Annotated in this window: 18 protein-coding genes and 1 pseudogene; 17 read left to right on the forward strand and 2 right to left on the reverse strand. The window is 51.7% G+C overall.

Going from position 1 to position 17,982, the window contains the following annotated elements:
* Positions 1-16 precede the first annotated feature (16 nt).
* On the forward strand, positions 17-1,495 hold the full coding sequence (locus QUA90_RS20625; RefSeq protein ID WP_333447449.1) for an O-antigen ligase family protein: 1,479 nt from the start codon (positions 17-19) through the stop codon (positions 1,493-1,495).
* Between the two features lie 829 nt (positions 1,496-2,324).
* On the opposite strand, the gene QUA90_RS20630 is transcribed toward QUA90_RS20625, so the two are convergent.
* Complete coding sequence (locus QUA90_RS20630; RefSeq protein ID WP_333390618.1) at positions 2,325-3,308, reverse strand: AraC family transcriptional regulator; 984 nt, start codon at positions 3,306-3,308, stop codon at positions 2,325-2,327.
* Between the two features lie 288 nt (positions 3,309-3,596).
* On the opposite strand from QUA90_RS20630, the gene QUA90_RS20635 reads away from it, so the two are divergent.
* The 10 genes from QUA90_RS20635 (at position 3,597) to sufU (ending at position 12,694) form a co-directional block, all read left to right on the forward strand.
* Positions 3,597-4,541, forward strand: a complete 945-nt coding sequence (locus QUA90_RS20635; RefSeq protein WP_333447450.1) for a (R)-mandelonitrile lyase — start codon at positions 3,597-3,599, stop codon at positions 4,539-4,541.
* 63 nt (positions 4,542-4,604) lie between these two features.
* Entirely contained in the window at positions 4,605-5,450 is an 846-nt protein-coding gene (locus tag QUA90_RS20640; RefSeq protein ID WP_333390623.1) for a 2Fe-2S iron-sulfur cluster-binding protein, read from the forward strand.
* On the forward strand, positions 5,437-6,429 hold the full coding sequence (locus QUA90_RS20645) for a xanthine dehydrogenase family protein subunit M (protein WP_333390626.1): 993 nt from the start codon (positions 5,437-5,439) through the stop codon (positions 6,427-6,429). The genes QUA90_RS20640 and QUA90_RS20645 overlap by 14 nt, the downstream gene beginning before the upstream one ends.
* Before the next feature lie 126 nt (positions 6,430-6,555).
* Entirely contained in the window at positions 6,556-8,775 is a 2,220-nt protein-coding gene (locus QUA90_RS20650; protein ID WP_333390629.1) for a xanthine dehydrogenase family protein molybdopterin-binding subunit, read from the forward strand.
* Positions 8,776-8,797: 22 nt separating this feature from the next.
* Positions 8,798-8,959 carry a hypothetical protein gene (locus QUA90_RS20655; protein WP_333390634.1) on the forward strand — a complete coding sequence of 54 codons (162 nt, stop codon included), beginning with the start codon at positions 8,798-8,800 and terminating at the stop codon, positions 8,957-8,959.
* 46 nt (positions 8,960-9,005) lie between these two features.
* Positions 9,006-9,458 (forward strand): MarR family transcriptional regulator, encoded by a 453-nt coding sequence (locus QUA90_RS20660; protein WP_333390635.1) that lies wholly within the window; start codon positions 9,006-9,008, stop codon positions 9,456-9,458.
* Between the two features lie 14 nt (positions 9,459-9,472).
* A complete protein-coding gene (locus QUA90_RS20665) occupies positions 9,473-10,237 on the forward strand; it encodes an NAD(P)-binding domain-containing protein (protein WP_333390637.1) in 765 nt (254 codons plus the stop codon).
* Between the two features lie 203 nt (positions 10,238-10,440).
* Positions 10,441-11,580 (forward strand): XdhC family protein, encoded by a 1,140-nt coding sequence (locus QUA90_RS20670; RefSeq protein WP_333390640.1) that lies wholly within the window; start codon positions 10,441-10,443, stop codon positions 11,578-11,580.
* A 48-nt stretch (positions 11,581-11,628) separates the two neighbouring features.
* On the forward strand, positions 11,629-12,234 hold the full coding sequence (locus QUA90_RS20675) for a nucleotidyltransferase family protein (RefSeq protein WP_333390642.1): 606 nt from the start codon (positions 11,629-11,631) through the stop codon (positions 12,232-12,234).
* Positions 12,235-12,241: 7 nt separating this feature from the next.
* Positions 12,242-12,694, forward strand: a complete 453-nt coding sequence (sufU, locus tag QUA90_RS20680) for a Fe-S cluster assembly sulfur transfer protein SufU (RefSeq protein ID WP_333390643.1) — start codon at positions 12,242-12,244, stop codon at positions 12,692-12,694.
* Positions 12,695-12,709: 15 nt separating this feature from the next.
* On the opposite strand, the pseudogene QUA90_RS20685 reads toward sufU, so the two are convergent.
* Positions 12,710-12,922, reverse strand: a pseudogene (locus QUA90_RS20685) (AraC family transcriptional regulator N-terminal domain-containing protein); the annotation flags it as partial.
* A 600-nt stretch (positions 12,923-13,522) separates the two neighbouring features.
* On the opposite strand from QUA90_RS20685, the gene QUA90_RS20690 reads away from it, so the two are divergent.
* The 6 genes from QUA90_RS20690 to QUA90_RS20715 all read left to right on the forward strand — a co-directional run bounded on the left by QUA90_RS20690 (position 13,523) and on the right by QUA90_RS20715 (position 17,923).
* Positions 13,523-13,924, forward strand: coding sequence for a (R)-mandelonitrile lyase (locus QUA90_RS20690; protein ID WP_333390646.1), 402 nt, complete (start codon positions 13,523-13,525; stop codon positions 13,922-13,924).
* 47 nt (positions 13,925-13,971) lie between these two features.
* Complete coding sequence (locus QUA90_RS20695) at positions 13,972-14,454, forward strand: cyclophilin-like fold protein (RefSeq protein WP_333447452.1); 483 nt, start codon at positions 13,972-13,974, stop codon at positions 14,452-14,454.
* Positions 14,455-14,502: 48 nt separating this feature from the next.
* Positions 14,503-14,991 carry a (R)-mandelonitrile lyase gene (locus QUA90_RS20700; protein ID WP_333390650.1) on the forward strand — a complete coding sequence of 163 codons (489 nt, stop codon included), beginning with the start codon at positions 14,503-14,505 and terminating at the stop codon, positions 14,989-14,991.
* A gap of 165 nt (positions 14,992-15,156) precedes the next feature.
* A complete protein-coding gene (locus tag QUA90_RS20705; protein ID WP_333390653.1) occupies positions 15,157-16,242 on the forward strand; it encodes an alpha/beta hydrolase in 1,086 nt (361 codons plus the stop codon).
* Positions 16,243-16,272: 30 nt separating this feature from the next.
* A complete protein-coding gene (locus QUA90_RS20710) occupies positions 16,273-17,034 on the forward strand; it encodes an SDR family oxidoreductase (protein ID WP_333390656.1) in 762 nt (253 codons plus the stop codon).
* A gap of 220 nt (positions 17,035-17,254) precedes the next feature.
* Positions 17,255-17,923, forward strand: coding sequence for an NAD(P)-dependent alcohol dehydrogenase (locus QUA90_RS20715; RefSeq protein ID WP_333447454.1), 669 nt, complete (start codon positions 17,255-17,257; stop codon positions 17,921-17,923).
* The last annotated feature ends 59 nt before the right edge of the window (positions 17,924-17,982 follow it).

Here is a 17,982-nt window from a genome sequence, read left to right on the forward strand (position 1 = left end):
GAGATTGGGAGTGTGGGTGAATATCAAAAATCGCTTGAAATTGGCTGCCAAACAGACAGCCGAAAATCTCAAGTCTCGTCTCCAAAAACATCCAGATCCCCGCCTGCAAATCCCTTGGAATTTCGCCCAAGTGGGGATGCTGATTTTTCCCTTAATTCCGATTTTGGGAGCTTTAGGTTTATTCCTGGGATTGGCCGGCACTTGTAAACAAAAGTTCCGTCAAATTAGTCGCCGCCCGTTGAATCGAGGATTCGCAATTTTGAGCGTGCTGCTAGTCATCACAGCCGTTTTTGCCCACAACCGCATCGAGGCTTTTATAGGGTTGTACAATTTCTTGCCGTTCTTTATATTGTTTGCCGCTTTCAGCAGTTTAATTCAAACTTCGGCTCAATTATGGCAATTGTCTTGGATGATTGTAATTAGTTCAATTCCAGTGATAATTTTAGGTCTGGGACAGCAATTTTTAGGCTGGAGTGGCATCGATCAATTGCAGCCTGTTTTTGGCTGGGTACTCGCATCCCAAGGCAATCCCCCCGGCCGTATGGCTTCTGTATTTATGTACGCTAATATTTTAGCTTGCTATCTGACAATTGCTTTTATTTTAGCACTGGGACTGTGGATGGCAGAAGTCAGTTCTCAGTTGTCAGTTGTCAGTCGTCACCACTTACCAATGCCCAATGCCCAATTCCCAATTCCCAATTCCCAATTCCTATTTTTAAGTTTTGCAGTGATCGGAAATGCTGTTGCTTTGATTTATACTAATTCTCGCAATGCTTGGGGACTGGCAGTTTTGGCAGTTTTGGCTTTTGCACTTTATGCGGGTTATAAAAAATTATTAGCTGCGGTTTTGAGTGTGGCTAGTACAGTTTTTTTGTCTGCCTTTGGCCCGGAACCTTTACGGCAGTATTTGCGAAGAATTATCCCGGCTTTTTTCTGGGCGAGACTCACCGACGAGATGTTCCCAAATCGACCGACAGCTACTTTAAGAAAAACTCAGTGGGAATTTGCTTGGTCGATGACTCAGCAGCGTCCTTGGACTGGTTGGGGATTGCGAAATTTTACGCCTCTCTATCAAGCTCAGATGCAAGAATGGCTCGGTCATCCTCACAGTTTGATACTGATGTTGACTGCGGAAACGGGAATACCCGCAACGCTTTTTTTGTTTGGTTTAGTTGGTTGGGTTTTGGCTAGAGGTGTTGTGCTGCTGGCGAATTGGCCACTTTTTTCTGGGGATATCAAACACGAGCAAATAGCAACACAGGAACAAGTGGAAACTGCTTTAGTGATTAATCAACAGTCTATAATTATTAGCCAAAATCAGATAGTTTGTCAAGATGTAAGAGCAACCGATCGCCTAATTTTTTTCAGTTATTTATTAGCCTTCGCCGCCTGTACGCTTTTTAACACTGTAGATGTGACGCTGTTTGATTTCCGAGTCAATACTACAAGCTGGTTGCTGTTAGCCGCAATTTGCGGAGTCAGCCAGAGGGAATAGGCGATCGGGAATAAGGCATCGGGCATCGAGCATCGGGCATCGGTTATTGGTTATTGGTTATTAGAACGAACAACCAACAACCAACAACCCACTAATGACTAATGACTAATGACTACTGACTAATGACTGAACAAGGAGAATAGTTAGTTGAACTAAGAATTCCTGAAATAACTGTTTTTGCGTAGAAAGATTTTCAATGCCCCATAAATAGTTATCTAAACTGAAGCCTGATACACTTCTTGACTTCGAGACGGGAGAGAGAATAAATAACTAAACTGGCGTTCTCTTTTCCTAAGATAACGTCACTTCGGGATAAGGAGGGGTGGAACAGATACAGTTGAAAGTGCCTCATTCTCAACGCATCTGACCACCCCACGCTTAGTTGAGAAGCCTTGTTTTGTCATGTGTATGACTTCTGTCAACGGTTTGAACCCCAGTGGAAGCAGAAATTGCTGGGGGACGGTGTGCAACAGCGCCAACGGTCTGGCAGCCTCTGTTTAAGCGAAATGATGACGATTTTGATCGCATTCCATCAGTCGGCATACCGGAATTTCAAGGGGTTCTACACCCAACGGGTCTGCTGCGATTGGCGCGAGGCCTTTTCTCAAGTGCTTGTGTCAAGCCTGATTGAGATGCTCTTACCCTGATTTACCAAGGTTTGAGCCTTAACTGAACCGTATTGAGCTATAGCTGTACTTTTATTTCTTTAATATCCGACTCACTTGTGAACCGCTTAACCCTATTCCTGTTTCAGCATACGGTGCGCTACACAGAGCTGTCTCCACAATGTTTTAGCGATTTCTGGCCTGATTAGGGCATCTTGAGGAGATCATGTTGAACTCGCAATCTGCCTAGCAGCTTCTCGCAGCCGCTCCATATCGCGCATCGGTGGTATACCAAAGAGCCGCTTGTACTCTCGGTTGAAGTGCGACGAATCGTCATAACCCACACGGTAGGCCGCACTCGTAGCGTCAAGGTTTTGCCCCAGCATCAGACGGCGAGCTTCCTGGAGCCGCAGTTGCTTCTGGAACTGCAAAGGACTCATGGCAGTGACAGACTTGAAGTGATGGTGGAAGCTCGATACACTCATTCCAAGCTCTCGTGCGATGCTTTCAATCCGAAGCGGCTGGTTAAAGTCTTTACGAAGTCGATCGACTGCTCTAGCAATTTGGTGGGTACAGCCACCCAAAACCGCAATATGACGTAGCCGACTACCTTGCTCTCCCATCAGCAGTCGGTAAATAATTTCCCGCTTAATCAGTGGTGCGAGAACATGAGCTTCAGCAGGGGAATCTAGAAGCCTGACGAGCCGCACCACAGCGTCCAAAAGATTTGTATCCAACGGACTTACGTTAATCGCTTTCACATTGGCATCCCTTTGTGGTGAGGGATCGCCCGCCTCAACCATGACTGAACCAACAAGAGTGGGGTCGAGATCGAGGCGAAGGCCAAGGTACGGTAGCGCCTTAGACGCTTCCTGAATTTGGCTGGCAATCGGCAGTTTTACCGTAGACAGCAAATAATGCAAAGGGTCGTACAGATAGCGATCGTTGCCCAGAAGAACTTCTTTGCTGCCCTGAGCGATCGCACAAAAGGCAGGGATAGAGACACTATGAACGCATTCCGAAGGTGAGGAGAAGCGGTAGAAGTGCAATCCTTTGAGCGGCTCAATCGTCCCATCATGACGAATCGCCTGTGCAATCCGCTGGGTCAGTTCGTCTCTGTGGGCTTGCGCTCTATCTGCCTCGCGCTTGGCCTGCTGGTCGTTGATTAACTCCATATCGGGCTTTCCACTCGTTTTGGCAGCGTTCATTTCTAAGTTTGCAGGATTGTACAACAATCTTAGACGATCGTTCTATTGCTTGCCGTTGAGGATTCTTAGAATGAAGCCAAAGCAATGAAAAACCATTTTGGCTTCTTGTAAGCATTCTGGATTTTTATACAAAAGTAAACTCAGTTTTGATTGGGCAAGAGATTCCCCTACTGATAACCACAAGGGCATCAAGGCGAACCTTGCTTCTTAAAAAATTCATCCCTATTGATAGAGCAGGCGCTAAGTGCTCGATCTCTACAATTGGGGGTAGCAAAAGGAATTTAGACGATGAAACTGCTCACCGCAACAGTCCTATCGCTTTCTCTGCTCGCTTCGGCCTCGGCCCAAGCAAATCCGGCAGGAACCGCCGAGGGGTCCGGTGCTCCCCAGACCGCGCCAATGCAAAATTCGCAGACAATCAATATCACGCGAAGCGGCTCTGGGCCCTCGCGGAAGGGGCCAGCCGAAAATTTCACGGGTTCGGTGCGCGTCGATCCTCTGTTCGAGGCGAACGATCCAGCAGACACGTCTGGCGCCAACGTTAAATTTGAGCCTGGTGCTCGATCGGCATGGCACACCCATCCGCTCGGTCAGACCCTGATCGTGACAGCGGGCCTCGGGCGGGTGCAGAGCTGGGGGAAACCGATCGAGGAGATCCGGCCAGGAGATGTCGTCCGGATTCCGCCAGGTCAGAAACACTGGCACGGAGCCTCGCCAAATACGCCAATGACGCATATCTCGATCGTGGAACAGCTCGACGGCAAGAACACGGACTGGATGGAACAGGTCAGCGACGAGCAGTACGGCACGCCAGTCCAGGCGCAACGATCGCCATCCGCTGTGCCTGCACGCTCCGTCCCCGCTGTCAGCGTGCAACCGACGGCGGCCCAAAGAGCGTTCGGCGACATCGCCCCCAAGTTAGTCGAGCTTACTGACAACGTGCTATTTGGTGATGTCTGGGAACGTCCTCAGCTATCAAAGCGCGATCGCAGCCTGGTGACCGTCAGCGCCCTGATCGCGATGAACCGTCCCGACCAGCTTCGATTTCACCTCGCCAGAGCGCGCGAAAATGGCGTAACCCAAGACGAGTTGATCGAGACGATTACTCACTTGGCGTTTTACGCGGGCTGGCCTAACGCAGTTACCGCGATTGGCGTGACTAAGGAAGTCTTCGAGAGCACAGGACGCCCGAGCGAAGGCGCACAAGAGCCTGCGGTGGCTGCAGACCGTTAGAAGAGCCGGCGCGAAAAACAAACACTTGTCCAGGGATTGTTTGAGAATTTTGCAAGGAGAAGCATGGACGATAATCAAGAACGGAATAATTTCAGTTCAACCGAGAGCGATTCGCAGCTCAGCGCGGACGAAGAAACACTGCTCGACCAACTCGGTATTGTCGGCGCTGCTCGCCGCAAATTCTTGGGGCAAAGCATGGCTGCCCTACTCGGCACCTTCGCCTTCCACCTGCTGGCTAAAGAGGAGGCCTTTTCCACGCTCGCCGCTGCGCCCGACGCCGTGTTCGCCCAGACCCGTGGGGTTGAAAACGCCGTTAAGGTTCTTTTGAAAATCAACGGCTCAGCCCAAAGCCTGGAAGTGGATTCGCGCACGGCGCTGCTCGACGCCCTGCGCGAAACACTGGGATTGACCGGCACCAAAAAAGGATGCGATCAAGGACAGTGCGGCGCTTGTACGGTGATCGTTGACGGGCGCCGCGTGCTTTCTTGTCTGACACTTGCCGCTAGCTGCGAGGGGAAAGAGGTGACGACCATCGAAGGGATCGCTGACGGCGACAATCTTCATCCGATGCAGGCGGCGTTCATCAAACACGACGGCTTCCAGTGTGGCTACTGCACGCCGGGGCAGATATGTTCGGCGGTGGCGCTTCTGGAGGAAGCCAAAAACGGCGACGCGAGTCACGTCACTAACAATTTGCGGACGATCACGCAGAATGTAGCACTCTCTGATGAAGAAATCAGAGAACGCATGAGCGGCAATATTTGCCGTTGCGGCGCGTATCCGGGAATCGTGGCGGCAATCAGAGAAGTTCAGTCCGGGCGCGAAACAGCCCAGGCTTGGCATTTTGCGACCGATGAAGAAATTGCCGTTGCATTAAACGAGGAGGGCAAAGCCGATGCAACCGTTTAAATATTCCAGCGCCACCGATGCGGCAAGCGCCGTTGGCACCGTTTCCGCTAATCAAACGGCAAAGTTTCTCGCAGGCGGGACAAATTTGATTGATTTGATGAAAGAATACGTCGAGCGTCCCAGCGAAGTTGTTGACATCTCAGGTTTGAATCTGGCGGAGATTCGATCGACCTCGAACGGAATTTCGATCGGCGCCTTAGCCAAAAATACCGACACGGCCAACCATCCGCTGGTCCGGCAAAATTACCCGCTTCTGTCAATGGCGATTTTAGCCGGCGCCTCCGCGCAGCTTCGCAATATGGCGACCAACGGGGGAAACTTAATGCAGCGCACCCGTTGCCAGTATTTTTACGACATCGCTATGCCCTGCAACAAACGCGATCCCGGCAGCGGATGCGGAGCGCTTGAGGGGCTCAATCGCATTCATGCCATTTTTGGCTACAGCGACAAATGCGTGGCGACTTACCCGGGCGATATGGCGAATGCGCTTTATGCGCTGGACGCGGTAGTGAGGATTCGCGGCACGAACGGGCAAGAACGCACAATCCCCCTTCAGGATTTTTATCGCTTGCCGGGCAACACGCCTGAAAAAGATAACAATCTTCAGCATGGGGAATTGATCGTCGCGATCGAAATGCCGAAGAATAATTTCGCCAATAAGTCTTATTACCTCAAAGTTCGCGATCGTGCTTCCTATGCTTTCGCACTGCTTTCCGTGGCTGCTGCTTTAGAAACAAGCGGCAACACCATCAAACAGGCACGTGTTGTTTTGGGCAGCGTCGCGCATAAGCCTTGGCGTTCACCCGAAGCCGAAAGAGTTCTGATCGGAAAACCTGCGACGGAAACAACTTTTCAGGCTGCTGCCGAAGCGGCTCTGAAAGATGCCAAACCGCTTGAACATAACGGTTATAAAGTCGAACTCGGAAAACGCGCCATTGTTCTGGCTTTGCAGAAAGCGATGACGAGCGGTGCGGCCTAATTATATCAATTCCGGTTGCATGGGAATGATTAAACCGCAGAGAACGCAGAGAACGCAGAGTCAGAGAACAGAGAGATGAATACAGGACGATGAAGGGCGGATTTGATATTAGGGAGGATAAACGAAATGGCAAGATACATCGGAAAAGAAATGAGCCGCGTGGACGGCGCAGCCAAAGTTACGGGCAAGGCTAAATACGCGGCGGAATTCCAGGTTCCCAATCTCGCTTACGGTTTTATCGTGCTGGGAACTGTAGCAAAGGGCACGATTAAATCGATCGACACGCGTGAGGCTGAAGGCGCCGCAGGCGTAATTCGCGTATTCACGCACCTGAACGCACCGAAGCTTGGTCCGAAGTCTTCCACGGAGCAGGCCCCGCCCCGCGCCACCGAGGAGGAAGACAAGTCGTTTCGGGCGCTCCAGTCCGACAAAATCTTCTTCAATATGCAGCCTGTGGCACTCGTCGTCGCCGAGACCTACGAGCAGGCACGTTATGCGGCACGTCTGGTTAAAGTCTCCTACAACTCACAGCAGCACATGACCGACACTGAGGCGGTGCGCTCAAGCGCGCGCGTCCCCACTACTAAAGAGCCGCCTCCGAAGCCGCGCGGTAATCCCGAAGAGGCGATGCGCGCAGCGGCCGTGAAGGTAGAGGCCGAGTACCGCATCCCGATCGAGCACCACAACCCCATGGAGCCGCACGCGGCGATCGCGGTCTGGGAAGGCGCCAAGCTAACGGTCTTCGACAAGACGCAGGCGGTCTATAGCGTGCGTACACATTTGGCTTCGAGTTTCGGTCTGCCCGAGGAAAACGTGAGTGTGGTCTCGCCCTTCGTCGGCGGGGCGTTTGGAGCGTCGCTGCGCCCGAACTATTATCCGGCGCTGACAGCGATGGCAGCCCGCGAACTCAGGCGCCCAGTCAAGGTTGTCTATACGCGCACGCAAATGTTCACTGGCCACGGTTATCGTCCGCACACGATTCAGAAGATCGCCCTCGGTGCGGAGCGATCGGGAAAGCTCTCGGCGATGATTCATGAAGCCGTGCACAACACCTCCACCATCGAGGAGTTCTCAGACAACACCACGGGTTTCACGCGCCAAGTCTACGCCTGCCCGAATCTCTACGCGCCACTGAAGATTACCAACACGGACCTCGCCACCCCGACTTGGATGCGCGCACCCGGGGCCGTTAGCGGTATGTTCGCGCTTGAATGCGCGATGGACGAGCTGGCCTACGCGCTGCGGATCGACCCGCTCGAACTTCGGCTGATCAACTATGCCGAAGTAGACCCCGAGAGCGGCAAGCCATTTTCGAGTAAGGCGTTGCGGGAGTGCTACCGGCTGGGCGCGGAAAAATTCGGTTGGAAGAATCGCAAGTCCGAGCCGCGATCGATGCGTGACGGACGCCTACTCGTCGGTTGGGGAATGGCGACCGGCGTCTGGGGCGCTTTCCAGATGCCTGCTGCTGCCCTCGTCACGCTGCAGGTGGACGGCACGGCCAAAGTCGCAAGTGCGACCAGCGACATCGGACCTGGCACCTACACGGTGATGACCATGATCGCTGCCGAGTATCTGGGGCTGAAGTTGGAGCAGGTGAAATTTGAACTCGGCGACACGAAGTTCCCTCGGGCACCGTCGCAGGGGGGCTCTTGGACGACGGCGAGCGTCGGCTCGGCGGTGCGCGGGGCGGCTCTGGCGATCGGCACGAAGTTGCTCGCCCTCGCGAACCAGGAACCGAATTCTCCGCTCAAGGGGGCAGCCTCTTCCGATGTCGAGATGCTCGACGGGCAACTGCGACTAATAAGCGACCCGGATCGTTCCGTCAACATCTCCGCACTGATGAAGCGTAATGGTCTCACCGCAATCACGGAAACATTCGAGTCGCGTCCCTCAAAGGATCGGGAGAAGTATGCGACGTTGGCGCACGGCGCGCAGTTTATTGAAGTGAAGGTCGATCCGGATGTGGGGACTGTCCACGTTACGCGCGCCATTGAAGTGACTGCCTGCGGCAAGATTATGAATCCGAAGGCCTCGCACAGTCAGGAAATCGGCGGCGTTGTCTGGGGCATTGGTATGGCGCTGCAAGAGGCGACTGAAATCGACCACCGTTACGGGCGGATTATGAATCCGAATTTGCAGCACTATCACGTGCCGGTTAATGCCGATGTCTTGGAAATCGATACGATATTCGTTGAGGAGGAGGATAAAGTTGTCAATCCGCTCGGTGTCAAGGGCATGGGCGAACTCGGCATGGTGGGCATCCCGGCGGCGATCGCCAATGCTGTTTTTCATGCCACGGGCAAACGCATCAGGGATCTGCCGATTACGCCGGACAAGCTGCTTTGAGTCAGGTCATTTGAGGAATGAAGTGACAGCGGTAGTCGAGGCGATCGCCTCCGCGAACCTCAGGGGGAACGGTGCGCGCTGGCAACGGTGGGCAGTGTGGAAGAATCTTCGTACCGTCGCCTTGGTGCAACGCATGGGAATGGGTGCAAGACCGATCCAGAAAAAAGTGAATTATAGGTATTGAACTATTATGTAGTGCGCTATATAATAGTGGTTGACTGGATTTTAAAATGGATAACAACTCGAACATCAACCAACGGCGACAGGTGGGGAGGCAGCTTTCGTTTGCCCTCTATAGTGCGTCGAACCGCGTCATTCGGCTTCATCGGCCCTTTCTTGAGCCTTTGGGCCTGACCTATCCTCAGTTTCTGGTCATGCTGGCTCTCTACGAGGGCACCCCGCGCACTGTTGGGGAAGTAGGGCAAGAACTCGGTATGGATAACGGAACCTTGACACCGCTCTTAAAGCGCCTTGAGAGCGCGGGGTTGGTGACGCGCACCCGTGACCAACAGGACGAACGCCGCGTTCTTATCGATCTGACAGAAGCGGGCGAGGCACTTCGCGAGGCAGCGTGCTCGATCCCTGAAAAGATCGAGACGGCCTGCCGTCTCTCCGATGAAGACCTTGCTGAGCTTCGCGACACCTTGAACGGGCTGGCAATACCCCGTCAAACAACACAGTAAAAGGATGATTTATCATGGATAACACGAAGAAAATGAACATCGGGATCTTGGGTACTGGCCATATCGGGAAGACTTTGGTACGCAAACTGGCTGAGGCCGGACACGACGTGAAGGTGGCCAACTCTCGCGGTCCTGAGACCATCGAGGCCGATGTGCTGGCTTTCGGCGCACGCGCGGTATCGACGGCCGAAGCTGTGGAGGACGTTGACGTGGTGATTCTCTCCATCCCTCTCAACCGCATTTCCACAATCGCGCCCCTGATTGCCAACCTACCAGCCGAGACAGTTGTCATCGACACGTCCAATTACTATCCCCATCGCGACGACAAGATCGATGCTATCGAGGCCGGGCAGGTTGAGAGCCTTTGGGTGGCCGAACAGCTAGGCCGGCCGATCGCCAAGGCGTGGAACGCGATCGGGTCTGGCTCCCTCGCCACCTTGGGCAAGCCTGCTGGAAGCCCTGGCCGTATCGCCCTCCCTGTGGCTGCTGACCGCGAGAACGATCGCTCCGTGGCGATGGCCCTCGTCGAAGACACCGGGCTTGATGCTTTCGACGCGGGCACGATCGCCGATTCGTGGCGTCAGCAACCAGGCACGCCCTGCTATTGCACCGATCTCGCGCGCGAACAGATGGCGGCAGCGCTGGCATCTGCCGACGCATCACGATCGCCAAAGCGCCGGGACTTGGCAGTTGCAGTAATGCAAGAGCGGCTTGGTGACGCCACGACAAATCCGGATGCGGATTTCGGGGTTCGTCTGAGCCGTGCGATTTATATGTAACGTGAGTTCGGGATAAGAAAGGGACAAGCAAGTAAGTTAAAAGTCATTACACCAAAGCTTTACACGCTCGTCCCATGATTAGTTTAGAAGAAGAATTTTGCAGGATTGTACAATAACTTGCAAGTATCGTTATATCGTTCCCTATGCTGAAGTCCTTATAATCAAACTTAAACAGTGAGATACAAGAATTTTTAGGCTGAGCAATGAAAGAAATACACGATATTAAGGCTGCTTTAGAGCAAGTAAAAGACACCACGAAAAAGCTAGCCTTGGCAACTTTAGTTAAAGTGGAAGGTTCAACTTATCGCCGGCCTGGTGCGCGAATGTTGATGAGTGCAGATGGCTTGATAGTAGGTGCAATTAGCGGTGGCTGTTTGGAAAGTGATGTATTTGAGAAAGCACAGCAGGTAATGAACACTGGTAGGCCTTGTGTGGTTAAGTATGACTCCACCTCCGAGGAAGATTTAATTTGGGGATTGGGGCTTGGCTGTCAAGGCATTGCTTATGTTTTGATTGAATCGTTGCCAGTAAACGAGCCGAACCAAATTAGTTTTGTCCACAAATGCCTGGATGCTCGGTTTGAGAGTGCTATTGCAACTGTATTTAATATAGAGGGTGAAAGCAAATCTCAAATAGGCGATCGCTTGCTACTAAATTCAGATATCATCAACCACATCAGCGATGAGGAATTAGCAGCAGCGGTTTTAAGGGATACACAAGCAGCACTTCAACAGAAAACCTCGGTAGGGAAACAATATCAGTTAACAGGCGGGAAAGTTGAAGTTTTTATTCAAGTCATTCAGCCGCCACTGTCGCTGGTAATTTTGGGTGCTGGGTATGACGTTCTTCCCGTTGTTCGCTTTGGCCAAGAGTTAGGATGGCATATTACTGTAGTTGATAACCGCCAACGGGAAGCAAGCCGAAAGCGTTTTCAAGAAGCAGATCGAGTTAAATTTTGTTCTCCTGATGATGTATTAAAAAACATCGAGATAGATGAGCGTACTGTTGCTGTAGTTATGACTCATAATTATTTAGATGACCTGGAATTGCTGAGAGTGTTATTGCCTTCTGGCTTAAAATACTTAGGTGTACTTGGCCCTAAGAAAAGAACAGCCCGATTATTGCAAGAACTACAAGAAGAAGGAGTTATCCCGACTCCACAACAGGAACAAAATTTATATAGTCCGGTGGGACTCGACATTGGGGCAGATAATTCCGAAGAGATTGCTCTGGCGATTATCGCCGAAATTCAAGCAGTAACAGCCAAGCATCAAGGTGGTTTTTTAAGAAATCGCACTGTACCAATTCATGCTTCAATCAATAGTCAATTATCAAAAAAATAATGGCTAATACGAGTATGTTCTTAATAATCAAAAATTCAAAACTTGGGTATGGTATTTAAAATTGGTCTAATTATTCTCGCTGCTGGATCTGCAACCCGCATGGGAAGACCAAAACAATTGCTTTCTTATCAAGGACGCAGCCTGATACTCCATGCGGTTGAAGTTGCCTTAGCTTCTCTGTGCCAACCTATCATAGTAGTCCTGGGAGCTTATGTAGAACAAATTAAACCGGAACTAATGCCAAAGGCCGTGCAAGTTGTAGAGAACTCCCAATGGCAAGAGGGAATGTCTTCTTCTATTCGCGCTGGTATTAGTATGCTACTTAAAACTAACTCTAAACTTGATGGAGTTATCATCTCACTTGCAGATCAGCCGCTAGTTTCTCCCCAGATTTTCAATCAATTGATTCAGTCTTATCAAAAAACGCAAAAAGTAATTATTGCGTCAAAGTATAACGAAACTACAGGTGTACCTGCCCTGTTTAGCAAGGCATTATTTCCCGAACTGATGCAGCTTGAAGGAGATAAAGGTGCAAAGGCGTTAATACAAAAATATATAGACACAGGATTGATTCTGCTAATACCAGAAGCTGCGATTGATATTGATACCCCGGACGATTACAAGCAGTTGCTATTAAAGAATTTTAAAGAGTGAAGAAATTATGAAAATTAACGATCGCCAAATTTACGAGCAAGTAATTTTGACACACGCCAGAAAACCGCAAAATAAAGGAAAAACTAACCCTGTACATCGTCAACACCGAGGAGAAAATCCCTATTGCGGTGATGTGGTTGATTTAACGCTGGTACTAGATGAAGCAGAAAGTAAAATTGCAGATATTAAATTTGAAGGTGCAGGTTGTGCTTTGTGCCTTGCTTCTGCTGACTTAATGGCGATCGCTATCAAAGGCAAAACTATTTCACAGGTGCTTTTAATGGTAGAACAGTTCCGCGAGATGGCAGCGGGAAATACTCAGTTTGAGCCTCCGCTGGAGAAACTCAATATCATGCAAGGTGTTTCCCGATATCCGATGCGGGTTAAGTGTGCAACTTTGGCTTGGCATACCCTCAAAGCGGCGCTGAGTTCGGTTGAAACTAGGAATGAACAGGTATAGCCAGCATCCAACAGAAGCGCGATCGCTGCCCAGAAGAACTTGTTTGCTGCCCTGGGCGATCGCACAAAAGGCAGGGATAGAGACACTATCAACGCATTCCGAAGGTGAGGAGGATCGGTTGAAGTGGAATCCTTTCAGTAGACCTCTTGCAAAAGTCCTTTTCATAAATTTATTGGACGGGCAAGATGCCCATCCCACAAGAGTTATTTTTTCTTGTGGGATGGGCATCTTGCCCGTCCTAGTTATTTTTGCAAGAGGTCTAGTCAGCGGCTCAATCGTCCCATCCTGACGAATCGCCTGTGCAATCGGCTATTCGTCATACCAATTCACTATGAAGCTGCATTAATAATAGAACGCTAAGGATATAGTTCCAACCAGAAAGACATCAGCCTCATTTAGTGTATCTTCATAGTGAATTGGTATCAGTTCGTTTCTGTGGGCTTGTGCTCTATCTGCCTCGGGCTTTGCCTGCTGGCCGTTCATTAACTGCATAGCGGACTTTTCACTCGTTTTGGCAGCGTTCGTTTCTAAGTTTGCAGGATTGTACAACAATCTTAGACGATCGTTCTATTGCTTGACCTTGAGGATTCTTAGAATGAAGCTAAAGCAATGAAAAATAGTTCCGGCGAATAGTAAGCATTCTGGACTTTTATACAAGAGAAAACTCAGTTTTGATTGGGCAAGAAACCTGCTGAGTGACAACCAAAATGCCATCAAATTTAACATTGCTTCTTAAAACATCCATCCCTATTGATAGAGAAGCGAGAAGTGCTCAATTTCTACGATTATGACAGCCACCGAAATGGCATCAAGTGAAGGAATTAAGAAATGGACATTAAACGAAGTGGGTCACAGCCTTCGGCCAAAGGATCGGCTGAGTATTTTACCTGCACTGTCCGCATAGACCCCCTGTTCGAGGCGCACGAACCAGCACGCACGTCTGGTGCCAGCGTCACGTTCGAGCCTGGTGCTCGGACAGCATGGCACACCCACCCGTTGGGACACACCCTAATTGTCACGGCTGGCTGCGGTCTTGCACAACGCTGGGGCGGCTCGATCGAGCAAATTCGTCCGGGGGATGCGATCTGGTTCGAGCCGGGTGAGAAACATTGGCATGGTGCCACGGCAACCACGGCAATGACGCACATCGCCATTCAGGAATGGCTCGACGGCAAACCCGTGGACTGGCTGGAACAGGTCAGCGATGAGGAGTACGCAGGAAGATCTTAATGGTTTTGAAATGGTTTCCCCTCAAGGGGAGAAACTGCCAGAAGACAATGCTGATTTTGGTTCTCGCCCTAACGATGTCCCTGAGTTACTCAGCCTGCCGTGCCGACAACAGGATGCCTGACAGTGCCTCGTCGAAGCTGCCGACTGACCTATCAACCAAGCAGGCAAGCAGTATGAAGATAATCATCAAGGTCGGAGACAAAGCCGTTACAGCCACGTTGATCGACAGTAAAACCACTCGGGATTTTGTTTCCCTGCTGCCATTAACGCTGACGATGAACGATTTGTTTGGAAGAGAAAAGTTTGCCCGCCTGCCGAGAGCAATTTCGGAGGAGGGTGAGCGAACCAAAACCTATGAAGTTGGAGACATCATTTACTGGTCTCCCGGTCCTGATGTGGCTATTTATTATCGCCACGACGAACAACCAATCCCTGACCCCGGCATCATCGCGATCGGCAAGATAGATGCTGGCGTAGAAGCATTTAATGTCCCTGGTTCTATCAACGTGGCGGTAGAGCTAATTCAGTAGAAACAAACGTCAAAGGAGATAGAAATGAAACTGCTTGCGACAACGATTGTGTCATGTTCTCTGTTTGCTTTGGGTTTCTCTTCTGTGGAACCAGCACAAGCCCCATCGAGCAATAATACACAACTTGTAGAGGTTAGACGAAACGGTTCGCAGCCTTCCACCAGAGGACCCGCCGAAAACTTTACAGGTTCCGTCCGCATCGACCCCCTATTCTCACCAGAAGGTCCAGCCCGCGCGGGTAGTGCCCGTGTCACCTTTGAGCCTAGCGCACGAACTGTGTGGCATACCCACCCGTTAGGACAAAGGCTGATCGTGACGGCTGGGGTTGGCTGGGTTCAGCAATGGGGTGGACAAATTCAGGAAATTAGACCTGGCGATGTCGTCTGGATTCCGCCAGGTGTGAAGCACTGGCACGGAGCCACAACTACCACAACCATGACCCATATTGCCATTCAGGAACAACTCGACGGCAAGGTCGTGGACTGGATGGAACAGGTCAGTGACGAGCAATACCAGACACTCAATGTAAATCAATAGGAGTATCCATCATGTACAACACGAAAGCGTATGCCGCAGCCAGTGCAACATCACCCCTGGCCTCTACCCGAATTAAAGGTCGCGCTATCGACATGACTCCGCTGAAGGCAGGCGCGTCGAACCGAAGCTAACCCGCTAGATAAACCCACACAGATGGAGAACTCAATGAAACACCGCGTTCTAATACCAACCCTCTTGATTAGTGCAATCTGTGCAACGGCGGCATTTGCGCTCGACAAAACACACGTCTCGCGTAAGATCTCCCAAGCACCCGCTCAGCAGTCCGCTGCGATCGAGGGTGCGGACAACTTCTATAAGAGCGACAAAGTGACGATGCAGAAGGTTACGTTCAGAAACCAATACAACATACAGGTTGCTGGGAATCTCTTCATTCCCAAAACCTTAGATCGGAACGCCAAGAATCCGGCGATCGTTGTCGGACACCCAATGGGTGCAGTAAAAGAACAAAGCTCGAATCTTTACGCCCAAAAGCTGGCTGAACAGGGATTCGTCACCTTGTCCCTCGATTTGTCCTTCTGGGGCGAGAGCGAGGGGAAGTCGCGAAACCTCATCGCGCCAGAGATTTATGCCGAGGACTTCAGCGCGGCAGTGGACTTCCTGGGCACCAGGCCATTCGTGGACAGAGACCGGATCGGTGTTCTTGGGATTTGCGGCAGCGGCAGCTTCGTCATCAGCGCCGCCAAGATCGACCCCCGCATCAAGGTCGTCGCGACAGTGAGTATGTACGACATGGGCGCGGCGGCTCGCAATGGGCTTAGGAAGTCGGTGACCGCCGAGCAAAGGAAGCAGATGATCGCTGCTGCTGCGGAGCAGCGTTACGTGGAGTTCACGAGCGGTGAGACCGCCTACGTGGGTGGAACGACGAACGAACTGACGGCGAGTACCGACCCGGTTCAGCGCGAGTTCTTCGACTTCTACCGGACTCCCCGGGGTGAGTTCACACCGAAAGGCTCGTCTCCGGATCGGACGACAAAGCCGACGCTGACCAGCGTCGTGCGGTTCATGAACTATTACCCGCTTGAAAGGATCGAGGAGATCGATCGTCCGCTGCTCTTCGTCACCGGCACCGAGGCTCACTCTAGGGAGTTCAGCGAGGATGCCTACAACCGCGCTGTCGAGCCGAAGGAGATCGTCCGGGTTCCGAATGCGGGACACGTCGATTTGTACGACCGGGTGAACCTGATCCCCTTTGACAAGCTCACATCCTTTTTCACCCAACACCTGAAATAGGGTAAACCAAAAAACAAGGTAAAAAATCCCATGAACAACCAGAACTTTACAGGCAAAGTGGCCTTCGTCACCGGAGCAGCAAATGGCATCGGTAGAGCTACAGCGCTGGCGTTTGCACGCGAAGGCGCTAACGTGGTGGTCGCTGACATTTCAGAACAGGGCAATCAAGAAACGGCCCGCATGATCGAAGAACTCGGTGGACGGGCGATCGCCGTTAAGTGTAACGTAACGCAAGCCGAGGACGTGAAGGCAGCTTTGGACAAGACCATCGAAACCTTCGGACGGCTGGACTTTGCTTTTAATAACGCTGGTGTGGAACAGAAGAATGCAGCAACAGCAGAAATTGAAGAGGAAGAGTGGGATCGGATCGTAGACATCAACCTGCGCGGTGTTTTTCTGTGCATGAAGTATGAAATCCCGCTGTTACTCAAGCAAGGCCGTGGCGCGATCGTAAATACCTCTTCAGGTGCTGGGGTCAAAGGCTTCAAAGCTGGAGCTGCTTACGTAGCTGCGAAGCACGGCGTGGTCGGACTGACCAAGGCAGCAGCTCTCGACTACGCCGCGCAGAACATTCGCATCAATGCTGTATGCCCCGGAATCATCGACACCCCGATGATGGATCGCTTCAGCGGCGGTACTCCCGAAGGACGAGAACGAGTGATCTCGCAGGAACCAATTGGCAGGATGGGCCAACCCGAAGAGATCGCCAATGCTGTCGTCTGGCTGTGTTCGGATGCAGCCTCCTTCGCCGTCGGACACGCCCTGGTCGTTGATGGCGGTCAAACGGTGTAGTTGATGTTCGTCGCCAACACGATCGAACCCTAAACGCACGACAAAAAAGCATTGTCGCCACCTTTACCGCCAACGGCGATGGCTCCTATCGCTACTCAGGAGGTACTCGACGGCAAACCCTTGGACTGGCTGGAAAAAGTCAGGGACGAACAATACCAGGACAGATTCAAGACCGAGTAGAAGTAAACCAGCTTATCTTCCAGATTGGAGCATCAATATTATGTACAACGCCAAAGCTTACTCCGCAGTCAGTGCGACCGCACCGCTAGCCTCCGACACGATCGCACGGCGCGATCTAACCGAACACGACGTACAGATCGAAATCCTCTTCTGCGGCATCTGCCATTCCGATCTTCACATGGTGCGAAACGAGTGGGGCGGCGGCACGGTCTACCCGATCGTTCCCGGTCATGAGATGGTGGGACGTATCACCCAGGTTGGCTCGGCAGTGACGAAGTACAAGCCTGGCGATCTGGCAGGAGTCGGCTGCATGGTTGATTCGGATGGAACCTGTCCCAATTGCAAAACTGGACTTGAACAGTTCTGCCCGAACCTGACCCTCACCTACAACTCCCCGGACAAGCACCTTGGAGGTGTCACCTATGGTGGTTACTCCGATAGCATCGTCGTCGATGAACGCTTCGTTCTGCGCGTTCCCACCAACCTCGATCTCCCTGGAGTCGCGCCACTCCTGTGCGCCGGAATCACAACCTACTCGCCCCTGCGCCACTGGGGTGTCACCAAGGGCAAGAAGGTCGGCGTGGTTGGTATCGGCGGGCTAGGCCACATGGGTGTGAAGTTCGCCCGTGCATTCGGAGCCCACGTCGTCGTTTTCACCACCTCGCCCAACAAAAAGGAAGACGCACTGCGCCCATTCGTAACAAGTTAAGCTTGGATGGCAGTTGTCAAGGGGATTTGAGAAGATGCTTCAAAGAAAAAGTAGTCAGA

Source organism: Microcoleus sp. D3_18_C4 (assembly GCF_036702355.1).
Taxonomy (GTDB): domain Bacteria; phylum Cyanobacteriota; class Cyanobacteriia; order Cyanobacteriales; family Microcoleaceae; genus Microcoleus.